This window comes from Pseudomonas sp. L7 (genome assembly GCF_046605565.1).
In the GTDB taxonomy this organism is placed as follows: domain Bacteria; phylum Pseudomonadota; class Gammaproteobacteria; order Pseudomonadales; family Pseudomonadaceae; genus Aquipseudomonas; species Aquipseudomonas wayambapalatensis.
The window spans coordinates 5,027,293-5,053,119 of record NZ_CP176784.1 but is presented as its reverse complement, the minus strand read 5'-3'; the positions used below and the strand labels follow the sequence as shown (position 1 = coordinate 5,053,119).

The window sequence follows — 25,827 nt, the reverse complement described above, 5'->3', positions numbered from 1 at the left end:
ATTGCATTGCGTCCTGCAAAGTCGCGTCTAGAGTAGAGAATCGGATCCAATTACAAGACGAAGTCGGTCGGACAAGAGAAGCGGCATGGATGGAGCTCAACCCGCGGCACCGGAAGGCAGCTCAGTGCTGCTGGTGGTCGATGACTACCCGGAAAACCTGATCAGCATGCGGGCTTTGCTAGCCCGGCAGGATTGGCAAGTACTCACCGCAGGCTCAGGGATGGAAGCACTGAGCACCTTGCTGGAACACGAAGTGGACCTGGTCCTGCTCGATGTACAGATGCCCGAGATGGATGGCTTTGAGGTCGCCCGCTTGATGCGCGGCAGCCAACGCACGCGCCTGACCCCAATCATCTTCCTTACCGCCAACGAGCAGTCCGAAGCTGCCGTGCTCAAGGGCTATGCCAGTGGCGCGGTGGACTACCTGTTCAAGCCCTTCGATCCGCAGATCCTCAAGCCCAAGGTGCAGGCCCTGCTCGAACAGCAGCGCAACCGGCGCATGCTGCAGCGGTTGAGTCGTGAGCTGGAGTCGGCCCGCGCATTCAATGCCTCGATTCTTGAGAACGCCGCCGAGGGTATCCTGGTGGTCGACGAGGCGGGTGATATCAGCTTTGCCAACCCTGCTATCTCGCGTCTGCTGCAGATGTCGGTGGACAAACTGCAGGGCGCCCATCTCCTGGACCTGATCCAACTGCCCAGCGCTGCGTTGTGGCGCGACTCGGACTTCTACCAGGCCTATCTGGGGCGGCAGATCTTCCGCGTGCACGATGCCCAGTTGCGTCCGCCCGAGGGGCCGCTGGTTCCGGTAGCGCTGTCGTGTGCGCCGCTGCCCGCTGAACAGAAGGCCATGGTGGTGACCGTACTGGACATGTCGGTGGTGCGCAGCCTGCACCAGCAACTGGAACACCAGGCGGTGACCGACCCGCTGACTGGCTTGCTCAACCGCCGTGGTTTCTATCAGACGGCAGAAGGTGCGTTGCTGCGCAACGAACGGCCCGGCAAGGTCCAGGCCTTGATGTACATGGATCTGGATGGTTTCAAGCGAATCAACGATTCCTTGGGTCACGAAGCGGGCGACCGGGTCCTGCGCTGGGTCGCCGAGCAACTCAAGGACTGCCTGGGCAGCCAGGCGATGCTTGGGCGTATGGGCGGTGATGAGTTCACCGCGTTGTTCGACGGCTTGCCCTATGCGGAGCAGACCGGCCGGTACGCCGAGGCCTTGATCGAGCGCATGTCCAGTTGCCCGCAGGTTGACGGCCAAGATGTCAGTCTTGGGGTCAGTATCGGCATCGCCACCTACCCTGATTGCGGTGCCACCGTCGAAGGCCTGCTGCGCGCTGGCGATGCGGCGATGTATGCCGCCAAGCGCGCCGGGCGCCAGCAGTATCGCTTCTATGACCAGGAGCTCAACGGCCGCGCGCGTTCGCGGCTGATGCTCGAGGATAGTGTGCGCACTGCCATCGAGCAAAAGGACTTCACCTTGGTCTACCAGCCGCAGGTGGGATTTGCCGACGGACGTCTGCGTGGCTTCGAGGCGCTGCTGCGCTGGCGGCACCCCAGTGTGGGCGATGTGCCGCCGGGGCTGTTCATTCCGCTGCTGGAAGAAGCGCGCCTCATCCATCGGCTGGCGAGCTGGATCTACAGCAAGGGCGCGGCCCAGCGTCAAGAATGGCGCCAGGTATTCGCCGACGATGTGGTGCTGGGCATCAGCCTGAGCCGCGCGCAGTTCACCCAGCCGAACCTGGTCGATGAACTGCGGCGGGCGATCCAGGAGCATGGCCTGGAGCCTGCGCAACTGGAAGTGGAGGTGGCGGAAACCTCATTGATGTATGACATCGACGCGGCTGCCAAGCAGGTCAAGCGTTTGCGCGAGCTGGGCGTACGCGTGGCGCTGGACGACTTCGGCGCCGGAGATTGCTCGCTGCGCATGCTGCGCGACCTGCCGATCGACACCCTGAAGCTCGACCGCCACTTGGTGGCACGCCTGCCGGATTCGAAGGTCGATGCGGCGCTGGCGCGCAGCGTCATCGCGCTGTGCGCCGACTATGGCATCACGGTGATCGCCGAGGGCGTGGAAACCGACGTTCAGGCGCAGTGGCTGCGCGACAGCGGCTGCGCCTACGTGCAGGGTTTCCTGGTTGCACGGCCGATGACGGCGAGGGATGCGCGTGGTTTTCCGACGGTGTATCCGTGGGTGCCGACCCGATCAACCACTCCCCAGACCTGATAAAACTGCCAGTTGCCCGTTCGGCTCATGATGAGCGACTGTCGTCTCTCCAGTCATGACCCGCAGGTGTACAGGTTGTGAGCAGCGCACTGTTCCAGCAGACGCCCTCGATCAAGGTCCTCGACAACCGCGGCCAAACGGTGCGCGAGATCGAGTATCAGCGTGCTTCGCTGCTGGATGCCGCCGATACGCGTATCACGCGGCAGGTGTTCAGCCCGGCAGGCCGACTGGCGCAGATCACCGACCCACGGTTGCATGGCGCAGGTCTTGCCAACTTCAGCCATTGGCATGATCTGACAGCTCAGGTGATACGCACGCAAAGCGTCGATGCGGGCGTGAGCCTCGATCTGAAAGACGCAGCCAGACGTGACCTGTTCTCGGTGAGCCGTATTGGCAGGACGTTGGATGGCCAGGACAGTTTCGCCGAAGCCGTGACCCGGACCCTGCGCTACGAACCGGTCAATATGCCCGGGCGTCTGTTGGCGGTTGGCGAGCAAGTTGCTGGCGATATCCCTCGTATCAGTGAACGTGTGTTGTATGGCGGCAATGAGTCGCAAGAGAAAGCCCGCAACCTAGCCGGCACTCGGATTGCCCATTACGATCCAGCCGGGTGCGTTTCTACCCTCGCCAACGCCCTCGGCGGCGCAGCCCTCTGTGTGCAGCGCAAGCTGCTGAAGGGTGGCGACGACGATGCGGTGCAAGTTGACTGGCAAGGTGAGGCTGCTGAGGCCTGGGACGCACTGCTGGATGATCAGCGCTACACGACCCGTAGCCACGTAGACGCCACCGGCAAGGGGCTCACGGCGCTGGATTGCGCAGGCCATCAGCAGCGAAGCGCCTACGATGTGGCAGGCGTCCTGGCGGCCAGCTGGTTGACGCTCGAAGGTACGCCAGAGCGTGAGATCGTCAGGTCGGCGAGTTACTCGGCGGGAGGGCGCAAGCAGCACGAGGTGCATGGCAACGGCATCGTCACTGTGTACACCTACGAACCGATGACCCTGCGCCTGGCAACCGTGCGAACGACTCTCCAGGCCAGCGAAGGCCAGCGATTGCAGGACCTGCACTATCGCTATGACCCGGTCGGTAACGTCGTTGGGCTGGCCAACGACGCCGAGCCGACGCGCTTTTGGCGCAACCAGAAGATCACCGCGCAAAGCGAGTACCGCTACGACAGCTTGTATCAACTGGTTTTCGCCAGCGGCCGCGAGATGGCCAATGCCGGGCAGCAGGGCAATCATCTGCCAGGCGTGCTGGTGCCGCTGCCGGTGGATGATTCGGCCTATACCCTCTACACCCGGAGTTACACCTACGACAGCGCGGGCAATCTCACGCATGTCCGTCATAGTGCGCCGGCCACGAACAACAACTACGTCACTGCAATCACCGTCAGCCAGCGCAGTAATCGCGGCGTGTCGAATACGTTGGCCAGCGACCCGACCAAGGTCGAGGCGCTGTTCACCGCAGGTGGCGAGCAGCGTGTGCTGCTGCCGGGACAGCCGCTTGAGTGGACGGCACGCGGTGAGTTGCGCAGGGTTGCAGGCGGTACTCAGGAAAGCTATCGCTACGACGCTGGCAGGCAGCGAGTGCTCAAGGTGTGCCATCAGCAGCAAGGTGGATCACTGAAGGTGCAGCGCACGCTGTATCTGCCGGGGCTTGAGCTGCGTATCACCATGGCCGACGGCGCCGTGCAGGAAAGTCTGCACACGGTGGTAATGGGCGAGGCGGGCCGTGCCCAGGTGCGGGCGTTGCGCTGGGAGGCCGGTAAACCGGAGGGGATCGATAACGACCAGGTACGTTTTGGCTATGACAACCTGATCGGCAGTGTCGGACTGGAGCTCGATGGCGAGGGCAGTGTCATCAGCCTCGAAGAATATTACCCCTATGGGGGAACGGCGATTCTGGCGGGGCGTCATCGCATAGAGGTGGAATACAAGACGGTGCGTTATTCGGGGCGGGAGCGAGATGCGACAGGGCTTTATTACTACGGGTATCGCTATTACCAGCCGTGGGTGGGGCGGTGGTTAAATCCAGATCCTGCAGGGCCTATTGACGGTCCTAACCTATATCAAATGTTGAATAACAATCCCGTAGGAAGTTTCGACGACTCAGGCCTGTGTGTCATGAGCTTGAATCTCGGCAAGACGCGAGGTGATCTCATCTATGGCCTGAGCGACCCGCGTCGCAATTATTTCAAGGTTGCCGTCGTTGGTTACCGAGGTACCGATGATGACTCCGCCTTGACGATAGATCAGTATAATCTTGCGGTCGCTCAAACCATTCGATTGAAAGCGCTGGCGGACTCCAAGCTGCCGGAAAATGCTTCTCCAAGAGAAATTTTAAAAGCTGTTCGTGCGGACACTGTGCTTTTTGATGCCATTAAAGAGGCCTTTGGCACTTATGTGCTCTGGGATAGCTATTTTTCAGCAGGCAAGGGAAATGAAAAATTTAACATTCCTGCTATTTATGATGCCGTTTCACGGCAGTGGGGAGAAAGTCGCTTCCATGATTGGTGGGCGGATGACACTGGGCCGCAGTTACTATGGAAGCGAGGATCGAAACTGGGTTTATATATGGCAGCCCATAATGCTGGACAAAAAATTCATTTTGTCCTGGATGACTTGAAAACGTCGGCGGTCGTCACGAAAAAGGGTAAGTTTGGAAGTTCTATTACGGCGAGCGAATTGCGTTATGCCTTTCGAAACAAGCAGGCATTGAGTGGGAAAATTCACTTTTACAAAGGCGGATGGGAAGTCCCGGCACCTTGGCAAACTTCACCGTGGGAGTGGAGCGCATACAAATCTAAATCTGATCACCGCAGCCGGTTTTCGCGGTGGCAGGCGCTGCGACGAGAGTCGCGTCGACTGCGCAACGCATAGTTCTGATTAAGACGATGCTCGGATGATGTGCCGCTTGGCTACAACTCATCCGCAAACGGCAAATCCGGCCCAACTCGCGAGCAGGTGATCGCCGCCGCACGAATGGCAAAGCCCAGCATGCCATCGATCGTTTCCCGCTCCAGTGTCGCCAGCCCTGCAGGGCTGTCGGCACCCATGCGGGCGAGGTAGGTCAGCACCGAAGCCTGGAAGGTATCGCCAGCGCCCACGGTGTCTTTCACTGCCAGCGAGGCATCTGCCGGTCGTGTCCACGAGCCGTGCGCGCAATGCACGCTGGCGCCGTCTGCACCGTGGGTGACGAACACCAGTCGGCAGCGGTCGTTCAGCCAGCCACGGGCCACTTCGGCCGGCGCACGGTCCGGATAGAGCAGCGCGAGGTCTTCCTCGCTGGCCTTGATCAGGTGGGCATGGGCCGCGAAGGCTTGCACCTGGCGTCGCCACAACGCCACGTCGGGCTGCGGGTTGAGGCGTACGTTGGGGTCGAGGCTGATCAGCCGGTGTGCGCTTTCGCGCTGCACCAGTGCCAGCAAGGTGTCTGCCACGGGTGTGACCACCAGGGTGTAGGAGCCCACGTGCAGCCCACGGACCTGGTCACCGAGCAGCGGCAGGTGTTCGAGGCGCACCTGCCGGTCGGCGCAACCTTCGCCACGGAACTGGTACTGCGCCGAGCCGCTCGCATCCAGCCCGACCATGGCCAGGGTGGTCGGTGCATCGCTGGTCACCAGGTAACTGCAATCGACCTTTTCCTCTTCCAGCACCCGACGCAGGCGTGCGCCGAGGTAGTCGCTGGACAGCCCGCCGAACAGCGCCGACTCCACGCCCAGCCGGCGCAGGCCCACCGCGACGTTGAACGGCGAGCCGCCGGCAATCGCCTTGAAGCCCAACTCGCTGCTGCGTGGGCTGTCATCCAGGCTGAACACATCGAACAGGGCTTCGCCACAGACCAGGTACATGAAATTCTCCGAAACGAAGTAAGCGGGCAGGATACCTGCGATCAGTGCGCAGGCAGATGCGAAAGGTAACGTTGGTAGGCGGTTTCGTAGGCCGCCTGTTGTGCGGGCCGGGGTGTGGTGCGCGTGCTTTCGTCGAGTTCGACGCAGCGCTGGCACAGAGCCTCCAGGCTGTCACCTTCGCCGAGCTTGCGGCCCAGGCTCCAGGCAGCCTGGATCGCAGCACCCAGGGCGGCGGCTTCGGTCTGGCGCGGGCACACCACCGGCAGGCCGAGCAGGTCGGCGAGTGTCTGGCGCCATAGCGGGCTTTTCGCCGCGCCGCCGACCAGGCGGATCTCCTGGCCCTGCAGGCCGCTGGCGCGCAGCAGGTCGAGCCCGTAGCGCAGGCTGAAACAGGTGCCTTCGAGCACCGCCCGGCAGAGGTTGGCACGGGTCAGGTTGCTGCTGGTCATACCGTGCAGGCTGGCACTGGCCTCGGGCAGTGCGGGCACGCGCTCGCCATTGAAGAACGGCAGCAGCAACAAACCGTCGGCACCGACAGGGGCGAGTGCGGCGAGGTCGCTGAACGCAGCCAGGTCCAGTTGCAGCAGGTCTTGCACCAGGGCGCAGGCGCTGGTCAGGTTCATGGTGCAGATCAGCGGCAGCCAGCCGCCGGATGAGCCGCAGAAAGTCGCGACTTCACCGTGGGGGCTGACACGTGGCTGGTCGAGGTGTGCGGCCAGGGTGCCGGAGGTGCCCAGGCTGAGGGTGATCATGCCGGGGCGAATGTTGCCGGTGCCGATGGCGCCGAGCATGTTATCGCCCCCACCGCTGGCCACCCAGGCGCCAGTGTCCAGGCCCAGCGCCCGGGCTGCCGAGGGCTGCAGGGTGGCGATGCAGTCGCCGGACTCGACCAGCTCGGGCAGTGCCGCCAGCAGGCGCTTGCCGGGCTCGATCAGCGCCAGCACATCGGCGGCCCAGGTGCGTTTGCGCACATCGTAGTAGCCGGTGCCCGAGGCGTCGCCCGGTTCGCTGCAGGCACGGCCGGTGAGCCAGTGGTTGAGGTAATCGTGGGGCAGCAGCAGGTGTGCGGCGCGGGCGAACAGGTCTGGATGATGGCGCTGGCTCCACAGCAGCTTGGACAGCGTATAGCCCGGCGCGACCACCAGCCCCAGGCGCTCCAGCGAGCCTGCGGCGCCGCCGAGGGCGGCCAGCAGTTCGTCATTTTCCGTAGTGGTTTCGGTGTCGCACCAGAGCTTGGCCGGGCGCAGCACCTGGCCTTGGTCATCGAGCATCACCAGGCCGTGCTGCTGGCCAGAGACGGCCAGTGCGCGGATGGCATGGCCCCCGACCCCGGCGGCAGCGAGGGCATTGGCCACCGCCGTGCGCAGGGCCTGCAGCCAGTCTGCCGGATCCTGTTCACGGCGGCCGTGGTCGCCCTGCGGCGCCGCATGTGCCGCGCTGCCCAGCCCCAGTACGCGACCGCTGTCTGCGTCGAGCACCAGGGCCTTGGTGCCCTGGGTGCCGCAGTCGATGCCGAGGAACAGTCCTTCCATCATTGCTGCGCTCCGTCTCAGTCGCCCAGTACCCGGCGCAGGGTTTCACTCACGCCGACTTCACGCAAGCTGTCGTACAGGCGCTCGAAGGCGTCGACGAAGGCCCGTGAGTTGGGGATCGCCGTGCCGAAGATCGCTTCGTCGCCGAGCACCCGGGCCGCCAGGCCTTCGCGCTGGACGACACGGGCCTGGCACTGTGCTGCGCGCGGATCGGGAATGCTGTAGACATTGCCCTTTTCATCCTTGCCGCCCAGGTACAGCGCCCAGGCTGCGACTACCAGCGCCACGCGCTCCAGCGGCTTGCCGTCGGCAATCAGGCGGTTGGCGGTGGGTACGATGAACTTGGGGAATTTCGAAGAGCCGTCCGAGCACACCCGCTCCAACTGGTCGGCGATGGCGCGGTTGGAGAAGCGCTCGGTGAGGCTGTCCTTGTAGTGCGTAAGGTCGATGCCTGGCACCTGCGCCAGTTGCGGCGTGACGTCCTGGTCCATGAAGGTGCGCATGTAGCGGCGCAGCAGGTCGTCGGCGAGGGTCTCGTGGACGAAGCGGTAGCCCTGCAGGAAGCCCAGGTAGGTCAGCGCCAGGTGGCTGCCGTTGAGCAGTTTGATCTTCATCTCTTCATAGGGCGTGACGTCGTCGGTGAACTGCACGCCGACCTTCTCCCAGGCCGGGCGACCGCTGACGAACTTGTCTTCCAGCACCCACTGCAGGAACGGCTCGCAGACCACCGGCCAGGCGTCCTCTACACCATGGCGCTCGGCCAACTGGCGGCGATGTTCGTCGCTGGTCATCGGTGTGATGCGATCGACCATGGCATTGGGGAAGCTGACGTGCCGGGCGATCCACTGGGCCAGGTCATGGTTGAGCAGGTGGGCGAAGGCCAGCAGTGCCTTGCGCGCCACGTCGCCGTTGTGTGGAAGGTTGTCGCAGGACATGACCGTGAACGCCGGGGTGCCGGCCTCGCGGCGACGGCGCAGGGCCTCGCAGAGAAAACCGAATACGCTGTGCGGCTGGTCAGGTCTGGCCAGGTCGTGCTGGATCAGCGGCAGGTTCTCGAGGAACTCGCCCGTGCTGTCGTCGATGCAGTAGCCGCCTTCGGTGATGGTCAGCGAGACGATACGGACTGCAGGGTCGGCAAGTTTGTCGAGCAGCGCCTGGCTGTCGCTTTCGGCCAGCAGCATGCCGCTGATGGCACCGATCACGCGCACCTCGGTGTCGGGGTTCTCGCCCAGTTCGAACAGGGTGTAGAGGTGGTCCTGGCCGGCCAGGGCGTTGCGCATGGCGCGGTCTTCGCTGCGCAGGCCGGCGCCGCAGATCGCCCAGTCGAGGGCTTCGCCGCGGTTCATCAGGGCGTCGGTATAGGCGGCCTGGTGGGCGCGGTGAAAGCCGCCGACGCCGATGTGCACGATGCCCTGGCGCAGCTGCGCTGGGTCATAGGTGGGGCGGGCGACCGGGGCGGGCAGCTTGTCGAGATTGCGCTGGTTGAGTTTCATCGAGAAATCCTTGAAGACGGCTCAGGCCGCCTGTTGCAGTCGTTTGTCCAGGGCCTTGCCGGTGCTGTCGAACAGATGGCAGTGCGCCGGATCGAAGCTCAGTTCCAGTTGCTCGCCGTACTCGGGCGCGAAATCGCCGCGCACCCGCACGGTGAGCATCTCGCCGGAGGCGCTGCGCACGTGGCAGTAGCTGTCGCTGCCCAGGCGCTCGCTGACATCGGCGGTGACCTGCAGCGAACCCTGTTCGCCGTGACCGCTGCGGCTGATGCTCAGGTGCTCCGGGCGGATGCCCAGGGTGATCTGGCTGCCGGTGGTCAGTTCACCTGCGCACAGCGGCAGGGCGATGCGGGCGCCGCACTCGAGGGCGACCTCGCACTGGTTGCCCTGGTTGCGGCTCAGGTGTCCGCGCAAAAAGCCCATCTTCGGTGTGCCGAGGAAGCCTGCGACGAACAGGTTGGCCGGATGGTGGTACAGCTCCAGCGGCGAGCCGACCTGCTCGATACGACCGGCGTTGAGCACCACCACCTTGTCGGCCAGGGTCATCGCCTCGACCTGGTCGTGGGTCACGTAGATCATGGTCGCGGCCAGTTCCTTGTGCAGGCGCGACAGCTCCAGGCGCATCTGCACGCGCAGGGCAGCATCGAGGTTGGACAGCGGCTCGTCGAACAGGAAGATCTTCGGGTTGCGCACGATCGCCCGGCCGATTGCCACCCGCTGGCGCTGGCCGCCGGAGAGCTGGCGCGGCTTGCGCTCGAGCATCGGTTGCAGCTCGAGGATGCGCGCGGCGTTGTCGACCTTGCTGGCGACCTCGGCCTTGGCCACGCCCGCCAGGTCCAGGGCGAACGACAGGTTCTTGCGCACGGTCATGTGCGGATACAGGGCGTAGGTCTGGAACACCATGGCCAGGTTGCGCTTGGCCGGAGCGGTGTCGGTGATGTCGACGCCATCGAGGGTGATGCTGCCGCTGCTCACCTCTTCGAGGCCGGCAATCAGCCGCAGCAGGGTCGATTTGCCACAGCCGGACGGCCCGACGAACACCACGAACTCACGGTCGTGTACGTTCAGGTCGATGCCCTTGATGATGGCGTGGCCATCAAAGCCTTTTTGCAGGTTGCGGATCTTCAGGTCAGCCATGTCGAGTTACCTCCGCAGTGGCAAAGATTTTATGGATGTAACAAATTCCTGTAGGAGCGGGCTTGCCCGCGAACACCGGCATAGCCGGTGCCATGCACCGCAGTGTTTGCTTCGCGGGCAAGCCCGCTCCTACAGGGATGGCGTAGTTGGGGGTATTCATTTCACCGCTCCGAACGACAGCCCGCGCACCAGTTGCTTCTGGCTGATCCAGCCGAAGATCAGGATCGGTGCGCAGGCCAGTGTCGAGACGGCCGAAAGCTTGGCCCAGAACAGGCCTTCGGGGCTTGAGTAGGAGGCCACCAGCGCGGTCAGCGGTGCGGCGGCCGAAGAAGTCAGGTTGAGCGACCAGAACGCCTCGTTCCAGCACAGGATCAGCGACAGCAGCACGGTCGAGGCCAGGCCGCCACGGGCGATCGGCAGCAGCACGCGGAGGATTTCCTGCCAGGTGCCGGCGCCGTCCAGGCGCGCCGCTTCGAGGATGTCGACGGGGATGTCCTTGAAGTAGGTGTACACCATCCACACCACGATCGGCAGGTTGATCAGGGTGTACACGATGATCAGCGACAGCCGTGAATCGAGCAGCCCGAACTGCTTGGCCAGCAGGTAGATCGGCATCAGCACGCCCACTGGCGGCAGCATCTTGGTCGACAGCATCCACAACAGCGTGCGCTTGGTGTGGCGGGTCTCGAAGAAGGCCATGGAGTAGGCTGCCGGCACGGCGATCAGCATGCACAGCAGGGTCGCGGAGAACGAGATCAGCACCGAGTTCCAGGCGTAGGCGAAGTAGTCGCTGCGCTCGTTGATGTGCAGGTAGTTCTCCAGCGTCGGGTGGAAGATGAACTGCGGCGGCGTGGCGAAGGCGTCGAGTTCGGTCTTGAAGCTGGTCAGCAGCATCCAGAAGATCGGGAAGAAGATCGCCAGGGCAATGCCCCAGCACAGCAGGCCGATCAGCGCATCGCGCAGGCGGCGGGTTTGCTTGAGTGTCAGCATGGCGGGCTCCTCAGCTGCGCTCGGTGAGGTTCTTGCCGATCATGCGCACCAGCACGATGGCGGCGATGTTGGCGATCAGCACGGCGATCAGGCCACCGGCCGACGCCATGCCGACGTCGAACTGCAGCAGCGCCTGGTTGTAGATCAGGTAGGCGAGGTTGGTGGATTCATAGCCCGGCCCGCCGCTGGTGGTGGTGAAGATCTCGGCGAACACCGACAGCAGGAAGATGGTTTCGATCATGACCACCACGGCAATCGGCCGCGCCAGGTGCGGCAGGGTGAGGTGCCAGAAGATCGCCAGCGGGCCTGCACCGTCCAGGCGTGCGGCCTCCTTCTGCTCCTGGTCCAGCGACTGCATGGCGGTCATCAGGATCAGGATGGCGAACGGCAGCCACTGCCACGACACGATCAGGATGATCGACAGCAACGGATAGTGCGCCAGCCAGTCCACCGGCTGGGCGCCGAACAGGCGCCAGACCGCCGCGAGGATCCCGGACACCGGGTGGAAGATCAGGTTCTTCCACAGCAGCGCGCTGACCGTGGGCATGATGAAGAACGGCGAGATCAGCAGCACGCGCACCACGCCGCGGCCCCAGAACTCACCCGCCTCCAGCAGCGCGGCGATGAGCACGCCGAACACCACGCTGATCGCCAGCACGCTGCCGACCAGGGTCAGGGTATTCAGAGCGCCGGGCAGGAAGCCGGCATCGGTGACGAAGAAGCTGAAGTTCTCCAGGCCGACGAAGTCGTTCTCGCCGGGATACAGCAGGTTGTAACGGATCAGCGAGAAATACAGGGTCATGCCCAGGGGCACGATCATCCATAACAGCAGCAGCGCCACCGAAGGGCTGACCAGGAACCAGCCGGGGCCGACACGGCGTTTGCCGGGGCGCGCGGTGGCGTGGGTCGGGGTGTCGAGGGCCGAGGTGTTCATGACGACTCCGTGTTCGGCAGAAAGAGGCGAGCAGCCGGCCGCCGGCACACCGAGGGCGGCGTGCTGGCGGCCAGGGGCGGTCTACTTGGGGTAGCCGGCGCGTTTCATCTCGCGTTCGGTGGACGACTGGGCGGCGGCCAGCGCCTGTTCAGGCTTCATCTGGCCGGTCAGGGCGGCGGAGAACAGCTTGCCGACCTGGGTGCCGATGGCCTGGAACTCAGGAATGGTCACCAGCTGGATACCCACGTAGGGCACGGGCTTGAGGGTCGGGTGGTTGGGATCGACCTTCTTCAGCGACTCCAGCGTGACCTTGGCGAACGGTGCGGCCTGCAGGTAGGCCTCGCTGTAGGTGGAGGCGCGGGTGCCTGGCGGCACGTTGGCCACGCCTTCCTTGTCGGCGACCAGTTGGCCATAGGCCTGGGAGGTGGCCCAGGTGCTGAAGGTCCTGGCGGCGTCCTTGGACTTGGAGCTGGTGGGGATCGCCAGCGCCCACGAGTACAGCCAGGTCGCGCCCTTGTCGGTGACCTCCTTTGGCGCGAAGGTGAAGCCCACGTCGTCCACGACCTTGCTCTGGCTCTTGTCGGTGACGAACGAGCCGGCGACGCTGGCATCGACCCACATTGCGCACTTGCCGCTGTTGAACAGCGCCAGGTTCTCGTTGAAGCCGTTGCTGGAGGCGCCGGGCGGGCCGTACTGCTTCATGGTGTCGACGTAGAAGTTCAGGGCCTTGGTCCACTCGCTGCCGGTGAACTCCGGCTGCCACTGCTCGTTGAACCAACGGGCGCCGAAGGCATTGGCCAGGGTGCCGATCAGCGCCATGTTCTCACCCCAGCCGGCCTTGCCGCGCAGGCAGATGCCGTACTGGCCGGCCTCGGGCTTGTTGAGCTTGGCGGCGAATTCGCCCAGTTGGGTCCAGGTCGGTTGCTCGGGCATCTGCAGCCCGGCCTGCTGGAACAGGTCCTTGCGGTAGTAGGTGATCGAGGCTTCGGCGTAGAAGGGCAGGGCATAGAGCGTGCCCTTGACCGACAGGCCGTCGCGCACCGAAGGGAAGATATCGTCGAGCTGGTAGTCGGCAGGCAGGTCTTTCATGGGTTCCAGCCAACCCTTGGCACCCCACAGCGCGGCTTCGTACATGCCGATGGTGAGCACGTCGAACTGTCCGCCTTGTGTCGCGATATCGGTGGTCAGGCGTTGGCGCAGGACGTTCTCTTCGAGCACCACCCACTTGAGCTTGATGTCCGGGTGCTGCTCCTCGAACACCTTGGACAGCCGCTGCATGCGGATCATGTCGTTGTTGTTGACGGTGGCAATGGTCAGGGTTTCGGCAGCCTGGGCAAACACCGGCAGGCTCAGACAGGCAATGGCCACGCAGGCCTTGATCGAGTCGTTCATCGTTGAACTCCTCTTCCGGACCGCAGGGCGGCGCGGAAGTCACTATTGTTTTTTTTGTGTCGCTGGTTGCCGATTACACTCCTGCATCGCCAGCGCAACAAAGCCTCGACTGCACGCAGGCCGATACTTTTTTGCACTGGGGTATTGGCAGTGCGATGCACTGCTCAAGCGTTTCACTAAAGGTTTTGCTCGGTCAGGCGCTGGGTGACCAGGCTGCGGTAGCCCGACGGTGTCATGCCTTTGAGCTGCTGGAACCGCCGGTTGAAGTTGGACAGGTTGCTGAAGCCGGACTCGAAGCACACCTCGGTCACCGGCAGGTCGCTGCGCGCCAGCAGCTCACAGGACTTGCTGATCCGCAGGCGATTGACGAACTCGACGAAGCCGCGCCCGGCGGCCTGCTTGAAGAAGCGCGAGAAGTAGGTGGGGGTCATGCCCAGGTGCTCGGCGACCTCGTTCTGGGTGAGGTCCTGGGCGTAGTGCTGGAAGATGTAGTCCACCGCGCGGTTGATGCGGTCGACGTTGTGTTCGTCGGCCAGCTGCGAGGAGGTGACGGTGGACAGCAACTGGTAGTCCTCGCAGGCAGCCAACTGTTCCATGAGGATAAAAAAGTATCCCAGGCGCGTCATGCCGGCACTTTGCGAGATGCGTTGCATCAGTTGCTGGCTCTCGGCGATCAGGCGCGGATCGCGGAATTCGATGCCATAACTGGCGCGGGCCAGCAGTGGCGTCAGCTGGTTGAGCTCGGAGAACACCTGGCTGCCTTGCTCGAGCACTTCGTCAGTGAAATTGACCAGCATGTCGCGGGTGTCGACGACCTCGTCGGCGGCCACCTGGCTGATCCAGTTGTGTGGCAGGTTCGGCCCGGTGAGAAACAGTGTGCCCGGGGCGAAGTTGCCGATGTAGTCGCCGATGAACACCTTGCCGGAGCTGGCGACGATCAAGTGCAGCTCGTATTCCTTGTGAAAGTGCCAGCGCACCAGCGGGCTCGGGAAGCCGTGCTGGCGATAGATCAGCGAATGGCCTTCGTGGTCGTCCATCAGTTCGTAGGACGGGTCGGTGATCTTGCTGGCTTTGGGCATGGTGAGTGCTTCGAGCAGGGGGTGAATACTGCATCCTAGCCAAATTTTGCGTCCTGTAGGAGCGGGCTTGCCCGCGAAAGGGCCAGCCCTGCCAACCACAGGCCCCCGCCAATTCGGTAAACTCCCACCCCATGACCACCCTACGCTACTTGCAAGCCTATCCCCCGCACCTGCAGGAACAGGTCCGTCAGATGATCGCCAGCGATCGCCTGGGCGGCTACCTGCAGCAGCGCTACCCCGCCCGCCACGAGGTGCAGAGCGACAAGGCGCTGTACCTCTATGCCCAGGACCTGCGCCAGCAATACCTGCGCAGCGCGCCGCCGCTGGACAAGGTGCTCTACGACAACCGTCTCGACCTCACCCACCGGGCCCTGGGCCTGAACACGGCGGTGTCGCGGGTGCAGGGTGGCAACCTCAAGGCCAAGAAGGAAATCCGCATCGCCTCGCTGTTCAAGGACGCGGCGCCGCAGTTTCTGCGCATGATCGTGGTACACGAGCTGGCGCACCTGCGTGAGCGCGACCACAACAAGGCGTTCTACCAGCTGTGCCAGCACATGGAGCCGGACTACCATCAACTGGAGTTCGACTTGCGTGTCTATCTGACCTGGCGCGAATTGCCAGGCAATGCATGAGGATCCCACCAGCATGGACGTGAGCAAGACCAAGAGCAGCTTCTATCGCCGCCTCTACGTGGCCTGGCTGATCGACAGCCAGACCGCCACCAGCGTGCCCGCGCTGATGGAAGCCACCGGCATGCCGCGGCGTACCGCCCAGGACACCATCGCCGCCCTGGCGGACCTGGACATCGTCTGCGAGTTCGAGCAGCAGAGCGGTGCGCGCAACCACGCCGGGCATTACCGCATCCACGACTGGGGTGCGATCGACAAGCAGTGGATCATCCAGCACCTGCGCACTATTCGCGAAGTGCTCGGCTATCCATGACCACCCTCCAGGACCCGTTCATGCCGTCCAGCCGCTTCAGCAACTACGCCGCCATGGCCGAGGGCATCGCAGCCCTGTTGTTCCCGCATGCCGAAGTGGTGGTGCACGACCTGGCCAGCCAGACGGTGGTGCATATCGCCAACAACATTTCCAAGCGCCAGCTCGGCGATGATTCCGGGCTCGACGACCTGCCCAGCCAGCTCGATGACAGCACCCGCCTGGGGCCGTATGAAAAGCTCAACTGGAACGGGCAGAAGATCCGTTCGATCAGCAGCGTGATGCGCGACGCCAGCGGCCAGCCCGAGGCGCTGATCTGCATCAACCTCAACGTCTCGATTCTCGAGCAGGCGCGCGATGCGCTGGAGGCGTTCTTCCAGGCCAGCCGCCTGTTGCCGCAACCGCAGGCGTTGTTCCGCGACGACTGGCAGGAGCGCATCAACACCTTCCTGCATGCCTGGTTGCAGGCGCGTGGATTGAGCCTGGGCGGGCTGGACCGCGAGCAGAAGCGGCAGTTGGTCGAGGCGCTGCACGGGGAGGGCGCGTTCCGTGGCAAGAGCGCCCATGACTACGTGGCCAACGTGCTGGGGATGGGGCGGGCGACGGTATACAAGTATGTGAAGGCGTTGCGCCAAGGCTGAGGCCATCGCTGGCAAACGACAGGCTTTCAATGCGTGGAAGAATAGTCTACGGTAGAATTTAATTCTATATCGTGGCGTTTGCCCCTGCGCATCGCCCAAGGAGCCACCATGACCATCCTGGACACCCTGCCACACGCCATCCGCGAAGCCCATGAAGCCCTTCGCCCCCAGGTGGCGGTCACGCCGCTCAGCCACAGCCCGGGGCTTTCCCGCCAGAGCGGCTGCAATGTCCATCTCAAGTGCGAGCACCTGCAGCACACCGGCTCCTTCAAATTCCGAGGGGCCAGCAACAAGCTGCGCCTGCTCGACCCTGCGCAGCGTCAGGCTGGCGTGATCACCGCCTCTTCCGGCAATCACGGGCAGGGCCTGGCACTGGCCGGGCAATTGCTGGGTGTGCCGGTCACCGTGTACGTCAGCAGCAGCGCCTCGCCGCTGAAGATCCGGGCCATGCGCGGCCTGGGGGCCGAGGTGATCGAACTCGACGCTGACCCGCTGTCGGTCGAGCTTGAAGCGGCTCGCCAGGCCAATCTGCAGGGCAAGCCTTTCGTCTCCCCCTACAATGACGCGCAGATCATCGCTGGCCAGGGCACCATCGGCATGGAGCTGTTCGAGCAGGCGCCGGATCTGGACGCGGTTTTCGTCGCTGTCGGTGGTGGCGGCTTGATCTCGGGCATTGGCGCTGCATTGCGCGCGCTTGCACCCTCGGTGCAGGTCATCGGCTGCTGGCCGGCCAACGCGCCCACCCTGCAGCGCTCGCTGGAGGAGGGACGGATCATCGAGATGCAAGAGCTCGATACCCTGTCCGACGGCACGGCCGGCGGCGTCGAGCCCGGCGCCATCACCTTCCCCCTGTGCCAGCAGTTGCTGCATCGCACCGTGCTGGTCAGCGAGGCTGAGATCAGCGCAGCCATGCGCGACGTCGCAGGCCACGACCGCTGGATCATCGAAGGGGCGGCAGGGGTTGCCGTCGCAGGCATGCAGAAACTGGCCGGTGAGTTCCAGGGCAAGAAGGTCGCGGTGGTGCTGTGCGGGCGCAACATCGTGCTGGAGAAGTTCCTGGAGGCGATCCAATGAGGATCATCGACAAGGCGCAACTGGTCGAAATCCTCGACCGGGATTTGGCGGTACGCCTGATCGAAGAGGGTTTTATCGCCTTTTCCGCGGGCAAGGTCCATGTGCCACCGGTGCAGAATTTCGCCTTCCCTGAACAAAACGGCGACTGCTGCGTGAAGTCCGCCTGGCTGCAGGGCAGCGATAGCTTCACGGTGAAAGTCTCCACCGGTTTCTACGACAACCCTTCCAAGGGGCTGGAAAGCAACGATGGCTTGATGCTGGTGTTTTCGGCCAGTACCGGCCAACCGCTGGCGCTACTCCAGGACCAAGGCTGGCTGACCTGCCTGCGCACCGCGCTGGCCGGGCAAATCGCCGCCCGCCTGTTGGCGCCGCGCAAGGTACGGGCAATCGGTGTACTGGGCAGCGGGGTGCAGGCGCGGATGCAGCTCGAACAACTGCTACCGGTCACCGACTGCCGTCGTCTGATCGCCTGGGGCCGTGATGCCGGGCGGCTTGCGGACTACCGACGGTTCGCCGAAGGGCTGGGCTTCGAGGTGCGCACCACCCATGATGCCCGTGAGCTGGCCGAGTCCGCCAACCTGATCGTCTGCACCACGCCTTCGCGCGAGCCGCTGCTGCAGCGTGAATGGATACAGCCCGGCACCCATATCACCGCCGTGGGAGCCGATGGCCCTGGCAAGCAGGAGCTCGATCCAGCGCTGGTGGCCGCCGTCGATTGCATCGTGGTGGACGCTATCGGCCAATGCAGCCGCTACGGCGAGGTGTCCCACGCGCTGGAGGCCGGGCTGATTGCAGCAACCGACCTGATCGAGATCGGCGCGTTGCTGGCTGGGCAGGCGAGTGGTCGTACGCAGGATGCCGCGATCACGTTGGCTGACCTGACCGGCGTGGCGGTGCAGGACGCGCAGATCGCGCGGTGTGCATTGATGTCCCTTGGGGCAAGCCGCCAAGGAGACCTGCTCGCACAGTTCGGCTAAAATAGAGGCTAAATGACATCATTGTCCGCTGCCGTCGACTGTCGCCTTTGTGTACTCTCGCGTAATCAGTGTGGGGCCCTCAACTGCGAAAGGAACTGAGCATGCGGCCACTGCTTTGCGTTCTGGGATTGACCGCAATGATGTTCACGGCGCTCGCGGCGGCGCAGCCACCGCTGCGCCTGGTGGCTGACAAATGGCCGCCGTTCTCCGACAGCGCCATGCCGGGCGGAGGCCTGGCCACCAGCATCGTCACTACGGCACTCACCCGCGCCGGTTACGCCAGCGAGTTCGAGGAAGTGCCCTGGGCGAGGGCGCTGCTGGGGATTGGCGAAGGGCGCTACGACGTGCTCATCAATGCGTGGTACAACGAATCGCGTACTCGCCTGGGCCAGTTCTCCGGGGCCTATCTGACCAACCGTATCCGCCTGCTCAAGCGTCAGCGCGAGGCACTTGGCTTCAAGCGATTGGCCGATCTGTATCCCTACAGCATCGCCGTGGTGCGTGACTACGCCTACTCACCGGCGTTCGATGGCGACAGCCGGCTGAACAAGGTGGCGGTGCGCAGCTTCCCGTCGGCGATCCGCATGCTGGCGGCAGGGCGCGTGGACCTGGCGGTGGAGGACGAGTACGTGGCGCGCTACAACCTGCAGCGTGAGCCGCAGGAGGTGCGCGAGGCGGTGGATTTTGTCGAGCGGCCGCTGGGGGAGAACAGCCTGCATATCCTCGTCAGCCTTCAGCACCCTGAGCATCGGCAGATCGTCGAGCGTTTCGAGCGAGCGATTGCAGCGATGAAGGCCGATGGCAGCTATGCGCGGTTGTTGAAGCAGTATGGCTTGTGACCTGGGGTGTCGGTGCCGGCCTCTTCGCGGGCAAGCCCGCTCCCACCAGGTAGCAGAGTTCCTGTGGGAAGCGGCGGTTCGCCGCTGCGACTTGCCTGCGAAGAGGGCGACGCTACCCTCAAGCCGGCTCCCCTTCCTTGATCAGATGCGCCGCCAATGTACGCAACGGCCCCAGTTGCCGGCAGATCAACGCCAACTGGGTCTGTACCAGTCGCTGATGCTCATCCAGCTCCTCGGGCATCTGCTCCAGCTGGTTGGCCAGCGCTTCTTCTTCATCGCTGTGAATGGCCACCGGCAGCCGCGCCGCCAGGCCATTGGCGATCTCGTCGAGACTGCGTGCCAGGCTGCTGCCGACCCCATCGATCAACTGCTCGTGCACCTCGGCAGGCAGTGCCGTATCCCGGTGTGCGCCGAGCCCTGACAGATAGCTGAGCAGGGTGTGCGACAACACCAGGAAGCGGAAGCCCACATCGGCCTCCTTGCGGAAGTGCCCCGGCTCCATGAGCATGTTCGACAGCGTGGTCGATAACGCCGCGTCGGCATTGTGGGCGTTGCGCCGGGCCAGGCGGTAGGCGAGATCGTCGCGCTTGCCGTTGGCGTACTGCTGCATGATCTGGCGCAGGTACAGGCTGGCGCAGCTCAGGGTGTTGGCCAGCACCTTGTTCAGGCGCCGCCCCTGCCAGTCGGGCAGGAACAGGAACACCGCGAGGATCGCGATCAGGGCGCCCACCAGGGTGTCGAACAGGCGCGGCAGGAACAGCCCGTAGCCATCGCCGATCTGGTTGAAGCAGAACAGCACCATCAGCGTGATCGCCGCCGTGGCCAGGGTGTAGCGGGTGGTGCGGTTGACGAAGAACACCACGCCAGCGACCACCGCGAACAGCGACTGGACGATCGGGTTTGGGAACAGGTCGAACAGCGCCCAGCCAACCGTCAGGCCGATGGCGGTGCCGAAGATCCGCTGCACCAGCTTGCGTCGCGTCGCGCCATAGTTGGGCTGGCAGACGAACAGGGTGGTGAGGATGATCCAGTAGCCTTGCGTGGGGTGGATCAGGTGCACCATGCCATAGCCGATCGACAGCGCCAGCGGTAGGCGCAGGGCGTGGCGGAACAGCAGCGAGGTGGGCGTGAGCTGGGTGCGCAGGCGTTTCCACACCTCCTTGAAGGTGCGCGGCGAGCGGTCGAGCAGGCTGCTGTCGCTGGCGTCGGCAAGGCTGTCGGGGTTGCTGGCCGCGCCAAGCAAGCGGTCCAGCGTGGCCAGGTTGACTGCCAGCGCCCGCAGCGAGCGCAGCAGGCTGCGCCAGGCCGGGTTGTTCTGAGTGCGCAGATGCTCCAGCGAGGCGTTCAGGTCTTCCAGCGCCTCGGGGTAGCCGCTGGCGAGCACGAATGGCTGGCGCAGGCGGATCGAACGGGCCAGCTCCTGGCAGGACGAGCCCTGTTTGCGCAGCAGGCGCTGGCAGCGGAACATCACATCGCTGTGGAAGAACGCCTCGCTCAGGGCGTTGTAGGGGTAGTGCGAGGCGCTGACGCGCTCGTGGATGTCCTGGGCCAGGAAGTACAGCTTCAGGTAACGACTGACCTTGGAGTTGGGCTGGCTGTTGCCGACCCGGTGCAGGATGATTTCCTTGGCGGCATTGAGCGCGGCCACCACCTTGCCGTTCTGCTTGGCCAGCTCCAGGCGCGTGGCCTCGACATCGAGGGTGCGCACCGGCTCGAACAGGCTGGCCTTGAGCTTGAGGTAGCTGCCCAGCTCGTAGAACAGCTTGGCCAGGCTCTGCTGCACCGGCTGGTTGGAGAACAGCGCCTGCCAGAGCACCGAGAGCGCCCCGTACCACGCGGCTCCAGCCACCAGCAGCAGCGGCTCGTGCCAGAAATCAGTGACCACGCCGCCGCGCTGATCAACGCCGATCATGGTGTACACCGACAGGATCAGCGTCGCCGAGGCGATGGCGCCATAGCGTTCGCCCAGTGCTCCGAGCATGGTCAGGCCGAAGGCTGCCAGGGCCAGGGAGCCGGCGAAGATCCAAGGGTAGGGGAACAGTAGCTCGACCGACAGCGCGGCGATGGCGAAACACACCAGCGTGACGGCCAGCGCACTGAGACGGCCCTGCCAGCCGTCGTCGGTCTCGGCCAGGGCGCTGGCGATGATGCCGAGGAACAACGGGATGAGCAGGCTCATCTCGTTCTGGTACCAGCACCAGGCCATGGTGCCGGTCAGGGCGATGGTCACCCGGATGGCGTAGCTGAACTTGTCTTGGCCCCACAAGCGACGCAATGAATGGCGGAACGAGCTCGATGACATAGTGGCCTGCTGGACAGAGTTCGAATGAGGACCTTGGGACCGACGCGGCTGCGCTGCCTTTCGCGGGCAAGCCCGCTCCTACAGGGCCAGCGCAATCCTGTGGGAGCGGGCTTGCCCGCGAAGGGCAGCGCACCCGGTCAAACCTTCCCGGCACAGACCAGCAAGAAGCGTTCCGTGCTGAAAGGATTCTACTCTAAACGAACTGCGCCGCTGCGTTGGCAGAAGCCCACGCCCACTGGAAATTGAACCCGCCCAGGTGCCCGCTGACGTCCAGCACCTCGCCGATGAAGAACAATCCCGGGCTCTTGAGCGACTCCATGGTCTTGGACGACACCTCGCGGGTGTCGACGCCGCCCAGGGTCACTTCCGCGGTGCGGTAGCCCTCGGTGCCTGCCGGTACCAGTTGCCAGGCCGCGAGCTGCCCGGCGATCTGGGTCAATTCTGCCGGGGTGTACTGCTTCAAGGGTTTCGAAACGAACCACTGCTCGGCCAGCAGGGTCGCCAGCTTGCGGGTGAACACCTCGCCCAGCACGGTCTTCAGCTCGCTGTTGGGGCGTTCGGCCTGCACGCCTTGCAGCCACTCCAGCGCGTCGCGGTCGGGCAACAGATTGATCTCCAGGGTGTCGCCCGCTTCCCAGTACGAGGAAATCTGCAGGATCGCCGGGCCGCTCAGGCCGCGATGGGTGAACAGCAGGTTTTCGCGGAAGCTGGTGCCGTTGCAGCTGGCGATGCAGTCCAGCGAGGTGCCGGAGAGCTCGGTGCACAATGCCTTGAGCTGGGGCTCGGTGATGGTGAACGGCACCAGCGCAGCGCGGGTCGGCAGCAGGGCGTGGCCGAACTGGCGGGCGACCTGGTAGCCGAAGCCGGTTGCGCCCAGGGTTGGGATCGACAGACCGCCGGTGGCGATCACCAGCGACTGGCAGGCAAATACACCGGCACTGGTCTGCAGGCGATAACCGCTGTCGGTCTTCTCGATCTGCTCGATGCTGGTGTTCATCCGCAGCTCGGCACCGGCGTCGTCGCATTCGGCCAGGAGCATGTCGAGGATGTCGCTGGACTTGTTGTCGCAGAACAGCTGGCCGAGCTTCTTCTCGTGGTACGGCACGCCGTGTTTGGCCACCAGCTCGATGAAGTCCCACTGGGTGTAGCGGGCCAGCGCCGACTTGCAGAAGTGCGGGTTCTGCGAGAGGAAATTGGCGGGTTCGGTGTACATGTTGGTGAAGTTGCAGCGCCCGCCGCCGGACATGAGGATTTTCTTGCCCGGCTTGTTGGCATGGTCGAGCAGCAGCACGCGGCGGCCACGGCGCGCGCTGAGTTGGGCACACATCAGGCCGGCGGCGCCGGCGCCGAGGATGATCACGTCGGTGGAGTGCACGGTGTTACCTCATGGATTGCCGGGGCCGCTTCGCGGCCCATCGCAGGCAAGCCAGCTCCCACAGGGAGTGCACCCGGCCTAGGCTCTGGGGAGATCCTGTGGGAGCTGGCTTGCCTGCGATGGGCTGCGAAGCAGCCCCAGAATAGGTCAGACGATACGGACTTTCAGGGCCCTGCCCTTGATCTTGCCGCTGTTCAAGCGCTGCATCGCCTGCTTGGCCACGGCCCGCTCCACCGCCACGAAAGCGACGAAATCGAAGATGGCGATCTTGCCCACCTGCTTGCCCGGCAGCCCGGCATCGCCGGTCAGGGCGCCAAGGATATCGCCCGGACGCAGCTTGTCCTTGCGCCCGGCGGCGATGCACAGGGTGGTCATGGTCGGCAGCAGTGGCTCACCGCCCTTGTTCTTCAGGCTGTCTAACTGCTCCCAGCGCAGCGGGCGCTTCTGCAGGTCTTCGATGGCTTGCGCGCGGTGGCCTTCGGCCGGGGCCACCAGGCTGATCGCCACGCCTTTCTCGCCGGCACGGCCGGTACGCCCGACGCGGTGCACATGGATCTCGGCATCACGCGCCAGTTCCACGTTGATCACCAGGTCCAGGCCGTCGATGTCCAGGCCTCGGGCGGCGACATCGGTGGCCACCAGTACCGAGCTGCTGCGGTTGGCGAACATCGTCAGCACCTGGTCGCGGTCACGCTGTTCCAGATCACCGTGCAGGGCCTGGGCGACGATGCCCTTGGCGGTCAGGTGGGCGACCAGGTCCTCGCACTGCTGCTTGGTGAAGCAGAACGCCACGCACGACTGCGGGCGGTAGTGGCCCAGTACGCGGGTAACCGCCTCCAGGCGCTGCTGTGGATCGATCTCGATGAAACGCTGCTCGATCTGGCTGTCGCTGTGCTGGCTCTCGACCGTGACCTGCTGCGGCTTGCGCATGAAGTCGGCGGCCAGTTGCTCGATGCCGTCCGGGTAGGTGGCCGAGAACAGCAGGGTCTGGCGGCGCGACGGGGTCTTGCCGATGATGGCGGCGATGGCGTCGAAGAAGCCCATGTCGAGCATGCGGTCGGCTTCGTCGAGTACCAGGGTGTTGAGCCCTTTCAGGTCCAGGGTGCCCTTGTCCAGGTGCTGCTGGATACGGCCCGGGGTGCCGACGATGATATGCGCACCGTGCTCCAGCGAGGCGATCTGCGGGCCCAGCGAGACGCCACCGCAGAGGGTGAGGATCTTGATGTTGTCTTCGGCGCGGGCCAGGCGGCGCAGCTCCTTGGCGACCTGGTCGGCCAGTTCGCGCGTCGGGCACAGCACCAGCGCCTGGCAGCCGAAGAAGCGCGGGTTGATCGGATTGAGCAGGCCGATGCCGAAGGCGGCGGTCTTGCCGCTGCCGGTCTTGGCCTGGGCGATCAAGTCCTGGCCCTTGAGGATGACCGGCAGGCTCTGGGCCTGGATCGGGGTCATCGAGGCATAGCCCAGGGCGTCCAGGTTGGCCAGCATGGCGGCGGACAGCGGCAGGGAGGCGAAAGCGGTGGATTCGGTGGTCACGAGGCGGGCCTGCGGTGCGAAGCGAAAAATGCCGCACAGTCTACCAGCCTCATGGCCATTCGCCCTACGTTTCCACGTGCTCTTCCGGACGACGGGCACGCCTTCCGTCCGTCGGCGACAGTTGCAGGAAGATCGCCGCGGCCAGCATCGCCATCAGGCCGATGGTCAGGAAGGTCAACTGGAACGCGCCCAGTGTGGTTTCCACACCCTCGGCGCTGCCGGAGGCGGTAAAGCCGCCGAGCAGCGCACCGGCGCAGGCTACGCCCAGGCTCAGCGACAGTTGCGCGACCACCGACAGCAGGCTGTTGCCGCTGCTGGCGCTGGCGTCGTCGAGGTCGATCAGCGTCACTGTGTTCATTGCAGTGAACTGCAGCGAGTTCACCGCCCCCAGCAAGCCCAGTTGCACCAGCAGCAGCCAATAGGGTGTCTGTTCGTCGACCAGCCCCAGGCTGGCCAGCAGTACACCCAGCAACAGCGTGTTGCCGGTGAGGATGATGCGGTAGCCGAGGCGCTCGATCAGCGGCCGTGCCACCGACTTGGCGATCATCGCCGCTGCGGCCAGCGGGATCATGCTCATGCCGGCCTGGGCCGGCGAGTAGCCCAGCGCCACCTGCAGCAGCAGCGGCACCAGGAAGGGCAGGGCGCCGCTGCCCAGGCGGGCGAACAGGTTGCCGAGGATGCCGATGGCAAAGGTGCGCACGCGGAACAGGCTGGGCGAGAACAGCGGCTCCGGGTCACGCCCGGCGCGCAGCCAGTAGGCGGCAAGGCAGGCCATGCCAGCAAACAGCAGCAACATCACCCGCAGGTGCGGCAGGTGCAACTCGCCCAGGCCCTCCATGGCGATGGTGATCAGCACCATCGCGGCACCGAACAGGATGAACCCGGGCCCGTCGAAGGTGGTGCGTTCGCTGCCGCGCAGGTCGGGGATGAACTTCCATACTGCGTAGCAGCCCAGTGCGCCGACCGGCAGGTTGAGCAGGAAGATCCAGTGCCAACTGAGGATTTCCACCAGCCAGCCGCCGACGGTCGGACCCAGCAGCGGACCGAGCAGGCCGGGGATGGTGATGAAGCTCATGATCCGCACCAGCTCCGAGCGCGGGTAGGCGCGCAGCACCACCAATCGCCCGACCGGCAGCATCAGGGCACCGCCCAGGCCCTGGATGACGCGGGCGATGATCAGGAAGCCCAGGCTGTTGGCCGCCGCGCACAGCAGCGAACCCAGGCTGAACAACAGGATGGCGCCGAAGAAAATGTGCTTGGTGCCGAAGCGGTCGGCGATCCAGCCCGAGGCCGGGATCAGCAGCGCCACGGTGAGCATGTAGGCGATGATCACACCCTGCATGCGCAGCGGGTCTTCTGCCAGCGAGCGGGCCATGGCTGGCAGTGCGGTGTTGAGGATGGTGCCGTCGAGCGACTGCATGAAGAAGGCGATGGCCACCACCCAGGGGATCCAGCGGGCGGTGGTGGGGTCGAGCGGGGCGCGTTCGGGCATGGCCTCAATCCTGAAAAGTGCGCAGTT

At 64.5% G+C, this 25,827-nt stretch carries 20 protein-coding genes; 8 read left to right on the top strand and 12 right to left on the bottom strand.

Annotation, left to right across the window (positions count from 1 at the left end; all coding sequences use genetic code 11):
* Positions 1-85: 85 nt before the first annotated feature.
* Positions 86-2,227 carry a putative bifunctional diguanylate cyclase/phosphodiesterase gene (locus tag ACK3BK_RS23115; protein WP_411383399.1) on the top strand — a complete coding sequence of 714 codons (2,142 nt, stop codon included), beginning with the start codon at positions 86-88 and terminating at the stop codon, positions 2,225-2,227.
* A 77-nt stretch (positions 2,228-2,304) separates the two neighbouring features.
* Positions 2,305-5,103, top strand: a complete 2,799-nt coding sequence (locus ACK3BK_RS23110) for an RHS repeat-associated core domain-containing protein (RefSeq protein ID WP_411383398.1) — start codon at positions 2,305-2,307, stop codon at positions 5,101-5,103.
* A 38-nt stretch (positions 5,104-5,141) separates the two neighbouring features.
* Here ACK3BK_RS23110 and ACK3BK_RS23105 read toward each other — a convergent pair whose 3' ends face one another.
* The 8 genes from ACK3BK_RS23105 to ACK3BK_RS23070 form a co-directional block, all read right to left on the bottom strand.
* Positions 5,142-6,074, bottom strand: a complete 933-nt coding sequence (locus ACK3BK_RS23105) for a carbohydrate kinase family protein (RefSeq protein WP_411383397.1) — start codon at positions 6,072-6,074, stop codon at positions 5,142-5,144.
* A 41-nt stretch (positions 6,075-6,115) separates the two neighbouring features.
* Entirely contained in the window at positions 6,116-7,606 is a 1,491-nt protein-coding gene (gene xylB, locus ACK3BK_RS23100; protein WP_411384508.1) for a xylulokinase, read from the bottom strand.
* Positions 7,607-7,623: 17 nt separating this feature from the next.
* Complete coding sequence (locus ACK3BK_RS23095; protein WP_411383396.1) at positions 7,624-9,099, bottom strand: mannitol dehydrogenase family protein; 1,476 nt, start codon at positions 9,097-9,099, stop codon at positions 7,624-7,626.
* Positions 9,100-9,120: 21 nt separating this feature from the next.
* A complete protein-coding gene (locus ACK3BK_RS23090; RefSeq protein WP_411383395.1) occupies positions 9,121-10,233 on the bottom strand; it encodes an ABC transporter ATP-binding protein in 1,113 nt (370 codons plus the stop codon).
* A gap of 156 nt (positions 10,234-10,389) precedes the next feature.
* Entirely contained in the window at positions 10,390-11,223 is an 834-nt protein-coding gene (locus ACK3BK_RS23085; protein WP_063546497.1) for a carbohydrate ABC transporter permease, read from the bottom strand.
* A gap of 10 nt (positions 11,224-11,233) precedes the next feature.
* Positions 11,234-12,157, bottom strand: a complete 924-nt coding sequence (locus ACK3BK_RS23080) for a carbohydrate ABC transporter permease (protein ID WP_186665851.1) — start codon at positions 12,155-12,157, stop codon at positions 11,234-11,236.
* 81 nt (positions 12,158-12,238) lie between these two features.
* A complete protein-coding gene (locus ACK3BK_RS23075) occupies positions 12,239-13,549 on the bottom strand; it encodes an ABC transporter substrate-binding protein (RefSeq protein WP_186665853.1) in 1,311 nt (436 codons plus the stop codon).
* A gap of 176 nt (positions 13,550-13,725) precedes the next feature.
* Positions 13,726-14,628: an AraC family transcriptional regulator gene (locus ACK3BK_RS23070; RefSeq protein WP_186666114.1), complete on the bottom strand. Its 903-nt coding sequence runs from the start codon at positions 14,626-14,628 to the stop codon at positions 13,726-13,728.
* Between the two features lie 131 nt (positions 14,629-14,759).
* Here ACK3BK_RS23070 and ACK3BK_RS23065 point away from each other — a divergent pair, with 131 nt between their 5' ends.
* From ACK3BK_RS23065 to ACK3BK_RS23040, 6 genes are all read left to right on the top strand, one after another.
* Positions 14,760-15,260: a M48 family metallopeptidase gene (locus tag ACK3BK_RS23065; protein WP_054895460.1), complete on the top strand. Its 501-nt coding sequence runs from the start codon at positions 14,760-14,762 to the stop codon at positions 15,258-15,260.
* A gap of 13 nt (positions 15,261-15,273) precedes the next feature.
* Positions 15,274-15,570 (top strand): helix-turn-helix domain-containing protein, encoded by a 297-nt coding sequence (locus tag ACK3BK_RS23060; protein WP_186665854.1) that lies wholly within the window; start codon positions 15,274-15,276, stop codon positions 15,568-15,570.
* Complete coding sequence (locus tag ACK3BK_RS23055) at positions 15,567-16,208, top strand: transcriptional regulator (protein WP_186708265.1); 642 nt, start codon at positions 15,567-15,569, stop codon at positions 16,206-16,208. The genes ACK3BK_RS23060 and ACK3BK_RS23055 overlap by 4 nt, the downstream gene beginning before the upstream one ends.
* Before the next feature lie 108 nt (positions 16,209-16,316).
* On the top strand, positions 16,317-17,282 hold the full coding sequence (locus ACK3BK_RS23050) for a threonine/serine dehydratase (protein WP_186665855.1): 966 nt from the start codon (positions 16,317-16,319) through the stop codon (positions 17,280-17,282).
* A complete protein-coding gene (locus ACK3BK_RS23045) occupies positions 17,279-18,259 on the top strand; it encodes an ornithine cyclodeaminase family protein (RefSeq protein ID WP_411383394.1) in 981 nt (326 codons plus the stop codon). The genes ACK3BK_RS23050 and ACK3BK_RS23045 overlap by 4 nt, the downstream gene beginning before the upstream one ends.
* Positions 18,260-18,360: 101 nt before the next feature.
* A complete protein-coding gene (locus tag ACK3BK_RS23040; RefSeq protein WP_186708261.1) occupies positions 18,361-19,098 on the top strand; it encodes a substrate-binding periplasmic protein in 738 nt (245 codons plus the stop codon).
* A gap of 118 nt (positions 19,099-19,216) precedes the next feature.
* On the opposite strand, the gene yccS is transcribed toward ACK3BK_RS23040, so the two are convergent.
* From yccS to mdtD, 4 genes are all read right to left on the bottom strand, one after another.
* On the bottom strand, positions 19,217-21,400 hold the full coding sequence (gene yccS, locus ACK3BK_RS23035; RefSeq protein ID WP_186665857.1) for a YccS family putative transporter: 2,184 nt from the start codon (positions 21,398-21,400) through the stop codon (positions 19,217-19,219).
* 193 nt (positions 21,401-21,593) lie between these two features.
* A complete protein-coding gene (locus ACK3BK_RS23030) occupies positions 21,594-22,775 on the bottom strand; it encodes an NAD(P)/FAD-dependent oxidoreductase (RefSeq protein WP_186665858.1) in 1,182 nt (393 codons plus the stop codon).
* 147 nt (positions 22,776-22,922) lie between these two features.
* Complete coding sequence (dbpA, locus tag ACK3BK_RS23025) at positions 22,923-24,260, bottom strand: ATP-dependent RNA helicase DbpA (RefSeq protein WP_411384507.1); 1,338 nt, start codon at positions 24,258-24,260, stop codon at positions 22,923-22,925.
* Between the two features lie 112 nt (positions 24,261-24,372).
* A complete protein-coding gene (gene mdtD, locus ACK3BK_RS23020) occupies positions 24,373-25,800 on the bottom strand; it encodes a multidrug transporter subunit MdtD (RefSeq protein ID WP_186665860.1) in 1,428 nt (475 codons plus the stop codon).
* Positions 25,801-25,827: the final 27 nt, after the last annotated feature.